General features: G+C 52.7%; 15 protein-coding genes. 12 read left to right on the top strand and 3 right to left on the bottom strand.

Features of this window, described 5'->3' with window-relative positions; translation table 11 throughout:
• Positions 1–138: 138 nt before the first annotated feature.
• Positions 139–1,509 carry a signal recognition particle protein gene (gene ffh / locus ACI43T_RS08770; RefSeq protein WP_293279561.1) on the bottom strand — a complete coding sequence of 457 codons (1,371 nt, stop codon included), beginning with the start codon at positions 1,507–1,509 and terminating at the stop codon, positions 139–141.
• A 137-nt stretch (positions 1,510–1,646) separates the two neighbouring features.
• Between ffh and ACI43T_RS08765 the strand changes: the two genes are divergently transcribed.
• Positions 1,647–2,453, top strand: coding sequence for a cytochrome C assembly family protein (locus ACI43T_RS08765; RefSeq protein ID WP_009175052.1), 807 nt, complete (start codon positions 1,647–1,649; stop codon positions 2,451–2,453).
• Positions 2,454–2,602: 149 nt separating this feature from the next.
• Here the strand turns inward: ACI43T_RS08765 and ACI43T_RS08760 are convergent, their stop codons facing one another.
• Positions 2,603–2,935, bottom strand: coding sequence for a hypothetical protein (locus tag ACI43T_RS08760; protein ID WP_009175051.1), 333 nt, complete (start codon positions 2,933–2,935; stop codon positions 2,603–2,605).
• A gap of 102 nt (positions 2,936–3,037) precedes the next feature.
• On the bottom strand, positions 3,038–4,900 hold the full coding sequence (locus ACI43T_RS08755; RefSeq protein ID WP_377079646.1) for a ribonuclease catalytic domain-containing protein: 1,863 nt from the start codon (positions 4,898–4,900) through the stop codon (positions 3,038–3,040).
• Positions 4,901–5,048: 148 nt separating this feature from the next.
• On the opposite strand from ACI43T_RS08755, the gene ACI43T_RS08750 reads away from it, so the two are divergent.
• From ACI43T_RS08750 to nuoF, 11 genes are all read left to right on the top strand, one after another.
• Complete coding sequence (locus ACI43T_RS08750; RefSeq protein ID WP_377079647.1) at positions 5,049–5,192, top strand: hypothetical protein; 144 nt, start codon at positions 5,049–5,051, stop codon at positions 5,190–5,192.
• A gap of 3 nt (positions 5,193–5,195) precedes the next feature.
• Positions 5,196–5,492, top strand: coding sequence for a hypothetical protein (locus ACI43T_RS08745; RefSeq protein WP_377079648.1), 297 nt, complete (start codon positions 5,196–5,198; stop codon positions 5,490–5,492).
• Between the two features lie 94 nt (positions 5,493–5,586).
• Positions 5,587–6,318: an LOG family protein gene (locus ACI43T_RS08740; protein WP_377079649.1), complete on the top strand. Its 732-nt coding sequence runs from the start codon at positions 5,587–5,589 to the stop codon at positions 6,316–6,318.
• 371 nt (positions 6,319–6,689) lie between these two features.
• The gene (locus ACI43T_RS08735) at positions 6,690–7,046 is read left to right on the top strand and encodes an NADH-quinone oxidoreductase subunit A (protein ID WP_049223664.1); all 357 of its coding nucleotides are present in this window, start codon (positions 6,690–6,692) and stop codon (positions 7,044–7,046) included.
• The gene (locus ACI43T_RS08730; protein ID WP_003677002.1) at positions 7,037–7,519 is read left to right on the top strand and encodes a NuoB/complex I 20 kDa subunit family protein; all 483 of its coding nucleotides are present in this window, start codon (positions 7,037–7,039) and stop codon (positions 7,517–7,519) included. Before ACI43T_RS08735 ends, ACI43T_RS08730 begins: the two co-directional genes overlap by 10 nt.
• A 13-nt stretch (positions 7,520–7,532) precedes the next feature.
• The gene (locus ACI43T_RS08725) at positions 7,533–8,126 is read left to right on the top strand and encodes an NADH-quinone oxidoreductase subunit C (RefSeq protein ID WP_405386559.1); all 594 of its coding nucleotides are present in this window, start codon (positions 7,533–7,535) and stop codon (positions 8,124–8,126) included.
• On the top strand, positions 8,116–9,372 hold the full coding sequence (gene nuoD / locus ACI43T_RS08720) for an NADH dehydrogenase (quinone) subunit D (protein WP_009310869.1): 1,257 nt from the start codon (positions 8,116–8,118) through the stop codon (positions 9,370–9,372). The genes ACI43T_RS08725 and nuoD overlap by 11 nt, the downstream gene beginning before the upstream one ends.
• A 70-nt stretch (positions 9,373–9,442) precedes the next feature.
• Complete coding sequence (locus ACI43T_RS08715) at positions 9,443–9,883, top strand: pyruvate kinase (RefSeq protein WP_405386557.1); 441 nt, start codon at positions 9,443–9,445, stop codon at positions 9,881–9,883.
• A gap of 53 nt (positions 9,884–9,936) precedes the next feature.
• Positions 9,937–10,410 (top strand): NADH-quinone oxidoreductase subunit NuoE, encoded by a 474-nt coding sequence (gene nuoE / locus ACI43T_RS08710; protein ID WP_405386555.1) that lies wholly within the window; start codon positions 9,937–9,939, stop codon positions 10,408–10,410.
• A 145-nt stretch (positions 10,411–10,555) separates the two neighbouring features.
• Positions 10,556–10,996 carry a hypothetical protein gene (locus ACI43T_RS08705; RefSeq protein WP_003776109.1) on the top strand — a complete coding sequence of 147 codons (441 nt, stop codon included), beginning with the start codon at positions 10,556–10,558 and terminating at the stop codon, positions 10,994–10,996.
• 151 nt (positions 10,997–11,147) lie between these two features.
• Entirely contained in the window at positions 11,148–12,443 is a 1,296-nt protein-coding gene (gene nuoF / locus ACI43T_RS08700; protein WP_308021270.1) for an NADH-quinone oxidoreductase subunit NuoF, read from the top strand.
• The last annotated feature ends 155 nt before the right edge of the window (positions 12,444–12,598 follow it).

Raw genomic sequence — 12,598 nt, 5'->3', positions numbered from 1 at the left:
CCTAACACGGGCCGGAACGGCGGGCAATAACCCGAAAGACGAGGGTTTGGGCCGACCGTAAAGTCGAAAAGGCCGTCTGAAAATTTGTTTCGGCTTCGTTGGAGCCGGTATTTTCAGACGGCCTTTGCGTTATTGCCGTTACAAGCCGGGGAACATGCCTTTCATACCCTTGATGCCTTTGGCCATGCGCATGAGTTTCGCCATGCCGCTGCCGCTGAACATTTTCATCATCTGCTGGGACTGTTCGAACTGTTTGAGCAGTTTGTTGACTTCCTGCACGCTCGTACCCGCGCCCGCGGCAATGCGGCGTTTGCGGCTGGCCTTGAGCAGGGCGGGGTTGGCGCGTTCTTTCGGCGTCATGGAATTGATGATGGCTTCGACTTTGCCCATCGCTTTTTCAGCCGTGCCTTCGGGAATCTGCTTGGAAATCTGGCCCAGTTCGCCCGGCATTTTCGACATCAGGCTTTCCAAACCGCCCATATTGCGCATTTGCTGGATTTGTTCTTTAAAATCATTGAGGTCGAAGCCTTTGCCTTTTTGCAGTTTCTTCGCCATTTTGGCGGCGGCTTCTTCGTCTATGCCTTTTTGGACGTCTTCAATCAGGCTCAACACGTCGCCCATGCCGAGGATGCGGCTGGCGATGCGGTCGGGGTGGAAAGGCTCGAGTCCGGTGATTTTTTCGCCGACACCGATAAACTTAATCGGTTTGCCGGTAATCTGGCGCACGGACAATGCCGCACCGCCGCGCGAATCGCCGTCCATTTTGGTCAGGATGACGCCGGTCAGCGGCAGGGCTTCGTTAAACGCCTGCGCCGTGTTCACCGCGTCCTGACCCAGCATGGCATCGACGACGAATAAGGTTTCCACAGGATTGACGGCGGCGTGCAGTGCCTTGATTTCGTTCATCATCTCTTCGTCAATCGCCAAGCGTCCGGCGGTGTCGACCATCAATACGTCGTAAAAATGTTTTTTGGCATAATCAACGGCGGCGGCAGCGATTTCGACAGGCTTCTGGCCGGAATCGGAAGGGAAAAAATCGATGCCGACTTGTTCGGCCAAAAGGCGCAACTGCTCGATGGCGGCGGGTCGGTACACGTCGGCGGAAACGACCAAGACTTTTTTCTTCTGCTCGTTTTTCAGCAGGCGGGCGAGTTTGCCGACGGTGGTGGTTTTACCCGCGCCCTGCAAGCCGGCCATCAGCACGACGGCTGGCGGCGCGACCGACAAATCAAGGGTTTTGTTTTCCTTGCCCATCAGTTCGATTAAGGCTTGGTTGACTACGCCGATAAAGGCTTGGTCGGGCGTCAGGCTGCCGGCCACTTCCTGACCGAGTGCCTTTTCTTTGACGTTGTTGACAAATTCTTTGACGACGCTCAGGGCGACGTCGGCCTCAAGCAGGGCAAGGCGGACTTCGCGCAAGGCTTCTTTAATATTGTCTTCGGTCAGTTTGGCTTGGCCGCGGATGTTTTTGAGGACATTGCTGAAGCGGTTGGTTAAGTTGTCTAACATATTTATCCTTATCGGTATCGGGGACGGTGCGGCAGGGTATGCTGCCACAGCGGGACATTCTTTGATAAAATGAAATTCAGTTTATTTTACACTATATCGTGCGCCGGTTTGAGCCGGACGCGCGCAGAAAGTTGGTTATGCCGATTATTTTGATTTGTCTGATGCTGACCTATGCGGGACTGGGCGCATTCGTCTGGCAACGCCACAGGAAATACGGCAACAAAGCATATCCGCTGAAAGCGGAGCTGGCGGTATTGGGCGTGGCATTGCTGGTGCACGGGGCGGCGCTGCTGATGCCGGTGCTACGGGATAACGTGCTGATTACGGGTTTCGGCTATTCGGTCAGCCTGATTGTGTGGCTGATGCTGATGATGTACTGCTTGGGCAGCTTTTTCTATTGCCTGCGCGGGTTGCAGTTGCTGCTGTATCCTTGTGCGACGGTCGCACTGCTGCTGGGGTGGGTGTTTCCGGGCAAATTCGTCGGCTATCAGATTAACGATTTGCCGTTTATGCTGCATATCGTCTCGTCGCTGCTGGCATACGGGCTGTTCGGGATAGTAACGCTGTTTGCGGTACTGATACTGCTGCTGAACCGCAACTTGCACAGGCGGCGGGCATCGGCCTTATCGAATTTCCTGCCGCCGCTGCTGAGTCTGGAAAAACTGATGTTCCGCGGCATGTTGGCGGGATTCGTGCTGTTGACGTATTCCGTCGTCAGCGGCACGTTTTTTGCCGAAAGCGTGTTCGGCAAGCCGCTGACCTTTACACACAAAACCATGTTCGGCATCCTGTCGTGGCTGATTTACGGCGGGCTGCTGCTGAAACACAGCATGACCGCATGGCGCGGCAAGAAAGCGGCGGTTTGGACGATAATCGGCTTCGTCAGCCTGCTGCTGGCTTATGTGGGCAGTAAGTTTGTGCTGGAGATAGTGCTGCACCGGTAGGGGCGGCGAGATGGTGAGGCCGTCTGAAGGGCTTAACATGGCAATTTCGCAGATTCCGTTTTGCCGTGCGGGTATTCTGACCAAACGAGGGCCGATAGTGTGAGGACGGTACAGGATTTGCCGTAATCCTTATTTAATTGGCGGCGTTGTCAGGACTGAATTAATTGCCGCAGCGAAGAGTGGTTTTGTTTGATGTCGATGATTATCCGGTCGTACTGGTGCATTTTCATCAGTGAGCGCGCAATCAGATACACGGCAAATGCAATCAGGCCGAGGTTGATGAGGCTGACCAACACCAGCAGCGGCCAGACTTCCAATACGTTGTACCATTTCGAAGTTGCAATCAGCGCGCTGAATATCGACAGCGGCAGGGCGAGTACGGCTATGCCGGTGCGCATGATGGCCAAAGCGGTGCGCTTTTCCGCCAGCAGGAGTTGCACTTGGTTGATGCAGAGGATGTCGTTTTGTTGTTCGGAGGTCATGTTCAGACGGCCTTTCCTGTTTTTTGGGTTTTGATGGCAGCCGTCCGTACTGCGATGTGTCGACAGGCCGTCTGAAAATTGTTTTCAGACGGCCTGTCGCTGTTATGGCGCAGGCGGTGCGACGGCTTTCACATAATTCAGCGCGATAAACTGCTTTTCGGGATCAAGCTCGGTGATTTTGAGCAGGACTTGCGATTTGGGCAGCGCGTCGAACGGGATACCGGTGGCGCGGGTTACCAGCGGCAGGCCTTCGATGCGGACGAGGTCTTCTTTGAGGATGGTCGCGGTCAGCTCGTTTGTGCCTTGCTGTTGCAGGTACACGAGGCTCCAGTAGGCTTCCATCTGCCGTTGGAAATCGGCGTAGGCGGCGTAGGCGGTATCGAAATCGCGCAGGGCGGCGAAGAGTTCGGCATCGCTTTGCCGGAAGAGCGGTTCGGCGGAGTCGTCTATCAGGCTGAGGAGTTGTTTTTGGTTGATGTAGTCGGCGGCGCGGCGCAGCGGCGAGGTGAACCAGCCGTAATGCTGTACGCCCATGCCGATGTGCGGCTCGGATTTGGTGCTCATGCGCACTTTTCCGGCAGGTTGGACGCGGAAGAGGCCGGGCAGGTCGTTATCATGGAGCATCTGCGCCCAAGTGCTGTTGGCGAGTATCATCATTTCGCTGACCAGCATGTCGATGGGCGAACCGCGTTCGCGGCGGACGACGGATACGTTGCCTTCTTCATCCAATTCAATGCTGTAATCGTATTGCGGCGCGCGGTCGGGTTCGTATTTGCCGCGCGCTTTTTGCAGGGCGACGGCGAATTGGTGGAACCAAATCAGGTCTTGATGGTGGGCGAACATCATTTCGCCTGCTTCGTCCAAGCCCGCTTCGGCGTTGAAATGCGGCTCGATGGTTTGGATGCGCAGGTTTTCGGCGATGTTGACGGCTTCGATTTTGCAGGTCGGCTCGCCGACGTTGAACTCGCTGTCCACATCGAAATAAATGCTGACGGCAGGACGGTACGCGCCCGCATCAAGGCTGAACGCGGCAATCCAGTTCTCGGGCAGCATGGTGATTTTGCCGCCGGGGAAATAGACCGTGCTCAAGCGTTCCATGATGTTTTTTTCCATTTTGTCGCCTGGTTTAATGGCAAGCGACGGCGCGGCGATGTGGATGCCGACGCGTTTCGTGCCGTTGCCCAAATCGGTCAGGCTTAAAGCATCGTCCACTTCGGTTGTCGATTCGTCGTCGATGGAAAAGGCGGTAACATCGGCTTTGGGCAGGTCGGGCATTTCAGGCAGGGGGAGGTCGGGGAAACCTGTTCCGTTGGGAAAGTATTTGATTTCAAAGCCATCTTGCAGATATTGGGGAATGGACGTAATGCCGCCCGTTTTTTTCGCCAATTCGTAGGCGGAGGTTTTCAGTGCGTCGGCGGCTTTGGTAAAGGCCTTGTAGGTCAGCGACTGCTTGTCGGGCGCGTGCAGGATGGTTTTCAAATCCGCCGCGATTTCAGACGGCATCTCGCCGCGTTTCAAGGCTTCCGCCCAAGTATCGATTTGCGCGTCTTGTTGTTTTTTGCGTTCGATGGCGACAAGCGCCTGTTTCAAAGTTTCTTCAGGCGCGGCTTTGAACACGCCTTTGGCTTTTTTGTAGAAATACATCGGCGCGGCGTAAAGCGCAATCAAAGTCGCCGCCAGCTCGGTTTTGGTCGGCGCATGACCGTAATATTCTTCGGCGATGGCTTCGGCGGAAAATTCTTCTTCGCCGCACACTTCCCACAACAAATCGGTGTCGATGTCCGCCGCCTGCGCCTGCGCGTTCTCCAAAAACGCCGCCATATCGCCGTCGAACTCGGCAAAGACATTATTCGCCTTCACTTTGGTGCGCTTGCCGTGTTGGGTATCGACTTGGTAGGTGGCGTCGTTTTTTTGGACGATGGCGGCGACTTTGAACTGGCCGGACTCTTCGTAAAAGATATTCATGTATTCAGGCAGTGGGGGAGTTTGGAATGGGAGGGATTTTAACAGATTATCACTTTGACGAACGGATATAAGGCCGTCTGAAAAACGTTTTCAGACGGCCTTTTGCAAATGTGTTCCGATTGCGGCGGAAACGGATTTCTCCTCGGATTTGGTGTTCGCGCATTTTGCCCTTGCCGCCGCGGTGTTGACCAAGGTACTGCATGTCGATTTTTTGCTGCTGAAAAATTATGCCGTACTGCTGGATAAAGACCTTGTCGACAAAATCGGCAAAGCCAAACAAACCGCTTTGTGAGGGTTGGCGGGATTGATTGTTACGGGCGCGGTGCTGGTGGTTTACGGCATGGTGACCAGCCAAGGCTATCTCAACGATCCCAAACTGTGGGTGAAATTTATCTGCGTGGCGGTGCTGATGGCCAACGGCTATCTGGTGCACCTTTTAGGGCGTCATGTTAAGGAGCAAACCGTGCTGGCCGATTTTTCCTATGGGATTTCCGTGCTGATTTCGATTGTAGGGGCGGTCAGCTCGTCAAGCTGGATTTTCGCCTGCTGGCTGGGTATCGCCCGCGCATGGAACAAAGTCATGCCGTTTTAAAATGCCTGATGGAAGTATTGCGTTTCAGACGGCCTCTGAACATTCGAACCAAATCAGTTACAATCCTTTCCGAACCAACCATAAAGGAAAATCTGTGAGCCTGCTCAAAAAACTGCCCAAACCCATGTTGCCCGATGAGACGCGCCGCGAGATTCAGGCGCGGGAGTCGTATCATGTTTTGAAGATTATTTCGGAATTTGTCGAAGCGGGCGAAGAGCTGCGCGCCATTCAACCTGCGGTCAGCATTTACGGCAGTGCGCGCACGCCGGAGAATCATCCCGACTATGAATTTACGCTGCGGCTGGCGCGCAAGCTGTCGGATGCGGGTTTTTCCGTGATTTCCGGCGGCGGACCGGGGATTATGGAGGCGGCGAACAAGGGCGCGTTTGCAGGTGCAAGCCCTGCGGTCGGGCTGAATATCGTATTGCCGCACGAACAAAAAGCAAATCCGTATCAGGATTTGTCCATCAAATTCCAACACTTCTTCCCGCGAAAAGTGATGTTTGTGAAACACGCGGTGGCGTATGTCGTCATGCCCGGCGGTTTCGGTACGCTGGACGAACTGTTTGAAAGCCTGACGCTGGTGCAGACGGGCAAGACGCCCAACCGCCCGATTATTTTGGTGGGCAGGGATTTTTGGTCGGGATTATTGGGCTGGATACGCAAAGAGCTGCTCGGACGCGGCCTGATCGCGGCGGCAGACATGGATTTAATCCGCCTGATTGACGACGAAGACAAAATCATCGAAGAAATTTTCGCTCATTATGAAAACCGGCTGGAAACGTTGGGCGAATTGGGGGCGGATACTTGGTCGCTGGGTTTGTAGGTGGTGCACTGCCGTTACCGTTTCATATCGGAGGGCGCAGGCCGTCTGAAAAGGGTTTCAGACGGCCTTTGGTTTCGTTGTGTACGGAATATCGGCGAAACCGCCGTCAAACGATAATCTCCGCCTTCGCCTTGCCCGTACTATTCCGAAAGTAGGAAAGGACTTGCGGATGCAGTGCGACAAAAGGACTAGCCTGATGCTCATTAAGCATCAGGTGTAAACATAAATGAGAATCGTTATCGAAAAGTTATTGAATTTATTGGCTTTTTTTGTGCTTTTTTCATGCCTCGAACTTCAAATAGTTTTTGAAGTTCGTTAAAATAAGACAGAATCTTTAGCGGTATTTATTGTTAAAAAATCAGGTACAAACCATGTTGGCCAGTTACTTTCCCGTCCTCGTATTCATCCTCGTCGGCCTTGCGGCCGGCGTGCTGTTTATCCTGCTCGGCACGATTTTAGGTCCGAAACGCCACTACGCCGAAAAAGACGCGGCTTACGAATGTGGTTTCGAAGCCTTTGAAAACGCCAGGATGAAGTTTGACGTGCGTTATTATCTCGTCGCCATCCTGTTCATCCTCTTCGATTTGGAGGTTGCGTTTATGCTGCCGTGGGCGGTGGTGTTCAAAGATTTGGGCGCATACGGCTTCTGGTCTATGCTGGTGTTTATCGTCGTTCTGACGGTAGGCTTTGTTTACGAATGGAAAAAAGGTGCGCTGGAATGGGAATAGAAGGCGTTTTGAAAAAAGGTTTCATCACCACCAGCGCGGATACGGTGCTGAACTATATGCGTACCGGTTCGCTGTGGCCGGTTACTTTCGGTTTGGCCTGCTGCGCCGTGGAAATGATGCACGCGGGTATGGCGCGTTACGACCTTGACCGTTTCGGCATTATTTTCCGTCCGTCTCCCCGTCAGGCCGACCTGATGATTGTGGCGGGTACGCTGACTAACAAAATGGCGCCCGCCCTTCGCCGGGTGTACGACCAGCTTGCCGAGCCGCGTTGGGTATTGTCTATGGGTTCGTGTGCCAACGGCGGCGGCTACTATCATTATTCTTATTCCGTCGTGCGCGGTGCCGACCGTGTTGTGCCGGTAGACGTTTATGTGCCGGGTTGCCCGCCGACTGCGGAAGCCCTGATTTACGGCCTGATGCAGCTCCAACAAAAAATCAAGCGCACTTCTACCATCGCGCGGGACGAGTAGGGTAGGGAACGATATGGCAAGCATTCAAAACTTATACGAAACCGCCGACCGCGTTTTGGGCAATCAGGCAAGCAAAGTCATTTCCGCTTTGGGCGAGATTACCGTCGAGTGTCTGCCCGAACACTATATTTCAGTGATGACCACGTTGCGCGACCATGAAGAACTGCATTTCGAGCTTTTGGTCGATTTGTGCGGCGTCGATTACAGCACTTACAAAAACGAAGCATGGCAGGGCAAACGTTTCGCCGTTGTTAGCCAGCTTCTTTCTGTTAAAAACAATCAGCGCATCCGCGTGCGCGTCTGGGTTTCAGACGACGATTTCCCCGTGGTCGAATCCGTGGTTCCCGTTTACAACAGCGCGGATTGGTACGAGCGCGAAGCCTTCGATTTGTACGGCATCATGTTCAACAACCATCCCGACCTGCGCCGCATCCTGACCGATTACGGCTTCGTCGGACATCCGTTCCGCAAAGACTTCCCGATTTCCGGCTATGTGGAAATGCGTTACGACGAAGAACAAAAACGCGTGATTTACCAACCTGTTACCATCGAGCCGCGCGAAATCACGCCGCGTATCGTCCGTGAGGAGAACTACGGTGGCCAATAAATTAAGAAACTACACCATCAACTTCGGCCCGCAACACCCTGCGGCGCACGGCGTATTGCGCATGATTTTGGAGCTGGACGGCGAACAAATCGTCCGTGCCGACCCGCATATCGGCCTCCTGCATCGCGGTACCGAAAAGCTGGCGGAAACCAAAACCTATCTGCAAGCCCTGCCCTATATGGACCGCTTGGACTACGTTTCCATGATGGTCAACGAACAGGCATATTGCTTGGCGGTAGAAAAACTCGCCGGTATTGACGTGCCTATCCGCGCCCAATACATCCGTGTCATGTTCGCCGAAGTAACGCGTATCCTCAATCACCTGATGGGCATCGGTTCGCACGCCTTCGACATCGGCGCGATGACCGCCATCCTCTACGCCTTCCGCGACCGCGAAGAACTGATGGACTTGTACGAAGCCGTGTCCGGCGCGCGTATGCACGCCGCCTACTTCCGTCCCGGCGGCGTTTACCGCGACCTGCCCGACTTTATGCCCAAATACGAGAGCAGCAAATTCCGCAACGCCAAAGTATTGAAGCAGCTCAACGAATCCCGCGAAGGCACCATGCTCGATTTTATCGACGCCTTCTGTGAACGCTTCCCCAAAAACATCGACACACTCGAAACCCTCCTAACCGACAACCGCATCTGGAAACAGCGTACCGTCGGCATCGGCGTCGTCTCCCCCGAGCGCGCCATGCAAAAAGGCTTTACCGGCGTGATGCTGCGCGGTTCGGGCGTGGAATGGGACGTGCGTAAGAAACAGCCGTATGAAGTGTACGACCAAATGGATTTCGATATTCCCGTCGGCGTTAACGGCGACTGCTACGACCGCTATCTCTGCCGTATGGAAGAAATGCGTCAATCCGTACGCATCATCAAACAATGCGCCGACTGGCTGCGCGTCAATCCCGGCCCGGTCATCACCACAAACCACAAATTCGCTCCGCCCAAACGTACCGAAATGAAAACAGGTATGGAAGACCTGATTCACCATTTCAAACTCTTCACCGAGGGTATGCACGTTCCCGAGGGCGAAACCTATACCGCTGTCGAACACCCGAAAGGCGAGTTCGGCGTTTACATCATTTCAGACGGCGCAAACAAACCCTACCGCCTGAAAATCCGCGCACCCGGCTTCGCCCACCTGCAAGGCATGGACGAAATGGCAAAAGGTCACATGCTGGCCGACGTCGTTGCCATCATCGGTACGCAGGACATCGTATTCGGGGAAGTAGATAGATAAGCTGCAAAAAACAGCCTGCACTGTTCAGGCTGCCTGAAAGCTGGGCAAATAAATACGAGGAATATTAGAAATGAATTTTTGGCATATGCAGATGCACCCAACTGATGAAATTGAGTTCTCTGAGAACATTGATTGGATTTTAGAGCAAAAAAAAATTATTGGGCTAGGGCAATGGGAAGGCGGAGAAAAACAAATTAACCGTTTTATCAATGAAATTCAGGTCAATGACATTGTTGCAATAAAACGCGGGGGAGAGCTGATTGCGCTTGTCCAAGTTACGGGTGGGGCATATAAAGTTACTAACGATACTAATTCTGGTACGGGTTGGATTGTGAATCGCCGTCCTATTCGTGTTTTAGATTGGGCGATTGAACCGAAAACATTGAAAGATGTGCGCGGCACATTAAAACGTTGTAAGAACGATGATGTGGAAACTACTCAAACCATTAAACAATGGTATGAAGCCGTAGTGAAATCATTTGCAAAACGAAGAGTGGATTTAACCGTTTAAATTAGTCTTCAGGCTGCCTGGAACCCGCCCATCATTTTATCGAGAATAAAACCATGTTATCCGCACAATCGTTGCAACAAATCGACATCGAGTTGGCGAAATATCCCGTCGACCAACGCCGTTCCGCCATCATGGGCGCGTTGCGTATCGCCCAAACCGAAAAAGGCTGGCTCGCCCCCGAAACCATCGCCTTTGTTGCCGACTACATCGGCATCACGCCGGCGCAGGCATATGAAGTCGCCACTTTCTACAATATGTACGACCTTGAGCCGGTCGGCAAATACAAACTGACCGTCTGCACCAACCTTCCCTGCGCCCTGCGCGGCGGCATGGATACCGGCGAATACCTGAAGAAAAAACTCGGTATCGGCTATGGCGAAACCACGCCCGACGGCAAATTTACCCTCGTCGAAGGCGAGTGCATGGGCGCATGCGGCGACGCTCCGGTTATGCTGGTAAACAATCACAGCATGTGCAGCTTTATGACCGAAGAAGCGATTGAGAAGAAACTGGCGGAGTTGGAGTAGGTCGTCTGAAAAGTAAAGAAAGTAGTTTGGGGTTGAACCCAACAAAAACGAATTAAAGGTCGTCTGAAAATGTTAGGTTTTCAATCTAACTGAAAACATATCAGACAATTTTGAAAATCATCTAAAGATAAAAGGATGTGGGAAAATGAAATTTTGGCATATGCAAATGCACCCAACAGGTGAAATTAGATTTTCTAAAAATATTGATTGGATTTTAGAGCATAAAAAAATTATTGGATTGGGACAATGGAAAGAAGGACAGGATCAAATTGACCAATTTATTAACGATATTAAGGTTAATGATGTTGTCGCTTTAAAGAGAGGTTCGGAATTGATTGCACTTGTTCAAGTTACTGGTGGAGCATATCAAGTTACAGATGATACAAATCCTGAAACTTCTTGGATAGTTAATCGCCGCCCTGTTCGTATTTTGGATTGGGCGATTGAAAAACGGACTCTGCCACAACCGCGTGGCACATTAAATCCTTGTGTAAGTAATGATGCAGAAACAACAAAGATTATTAAGCAATGGTATCAAGATGTACTAAAATCATTTGAAAAACGTAAGTTAGATTTTACTGTCTAGGTTGGCAAGGTAAGTTAGACCGAGACTCAATAAAAATGACCAAAGGTCGTCTGAAAACAAAGCCCTACACAAACCGTCATACAGACACAAACCTAAAGCAAGCTGCTAAAGCGCAGCCGCAACCGATACGAAAACGAACAGGCACACCAAAATGGCTATTTACCAATCAGGCGTGATTTTTGACCAAGTGGATACCGCCAATCCCGACTGCTGGACATTGGACGAATACGTCAAACGCGGCGGTTACAGCGCGCTGCGTAGAATCCTGTCCGAAAACATCTCGCAAACCGATGTGATTGACGAAGTCAAAACCTCCGGTCTGCGCGGGCGAGGCGGTGCGGGCTTCCCGACAGGCTTGAAATGGAGCTTTATGCCCCGTTCCTTCCCCGGTGAAAAATACGTCGTCTGCAACACAGACGAAGGCGAACCGGGTACGTTCAAAGACCGCGACATCATCATGTTCAACCCTCATGCCCTGATTGAAGGCATGATTATCGCCGGTTACGCGATGGGCGCGAAAGCGGGCTACAACTACATTCACGGCGAAATTTTCGAAGGTTATCAACGTTTTGAAGCTGCACTCGACCAAGCGCGCGCCGCAGGTTTTTTGGGTAAAAATATTTTAGGTTCGGACTTCGAATTCGAACTCTTCGCCCACCACGGCTACGGCGCATACATTTGTGGCGAAGAAACCGCATTGCTCGAATCGCTGGAAGGCAAAAAAGGCCAGCCGCGCTTCAAACCGCCGTTCCCCGCCTCGTTCGGCCTGTACGGCAAGCCGACCACCATCAACAATACCGAAACCTTCGCTTCCGTGCCGTTTATCGTCCGCGACGGCGGTCAGGCGTTTGCCGACAAAGGTATTCCGAATGCCGGCGGTACTAAACTGTTCTGCATCTCCGGCCATGTCGAACGTCCGGGCAATTATGAAGTGCCATTAGGCACGCCGTTTGCCGAAATCCTGAAAATGGCGGGCGGTATGCGCGGCGGCAAAAAACTTAAAGCCGTTATCCCCGGCGGTTCGTCCGCGCCCGTATTGCCTGCCGACATTATGATGCAGACCAATATGGACTACGACTCGATTTCCAAAGCCGGCTCGATGCTCGGTTCCGGCGCGATTATCGTGATGGACGAAGACGTGTGCATGGTTAAAGCCCTTGAGCGCCTGAGCTATTTCTACTACGACGAATCCTGCGGCCAATGCACCCCCTGCCGCGAAGGCACCGGCTGGCTCTACCGCATCGTCCACCGCATCGTAGAAGGCAAAGGCCGCATGGAAGACTTGGATTTGCTCGATTCCGTCGGCAACCAAATGGCAGGCCGCACCATCTGCGCCCTCGCCGACGCCGCCGTCTTCCCCGTCCGCAGCTTTACCAAGCATTTCCGTGATGAGTTTGTGCATTACATTGAACACGGCGGGCCGATGAAACCGAATAAGTGGTGTTGAGGTTTCAGACGACCTGCGTATCGGTGGTGTTTGGGATTCTCACCAGCAAATTAATTCCCTCTCCCGCTTGCGGGGGAGGGTTAGGGTGGGGGTGGTACTTGGAATATTTTGAAACAGATTTTTATACGGGCAAGATTCAGACGGCCTCCGTATAG

Source organism: Neisseria oralis, assembly GCF_045062685.1.
Classification (GTDB): domain Bacteria; phylum Pseudomonadota; class Gammaproteobacteria; order Burkholderiales; family Neisseriaceae; genus Neisseria; species Neisseria oralis.
Note: the sequence above shows the minus strand (reverse complement) of the source record. Positions and strands in the feature narration are given on the sequence as shown.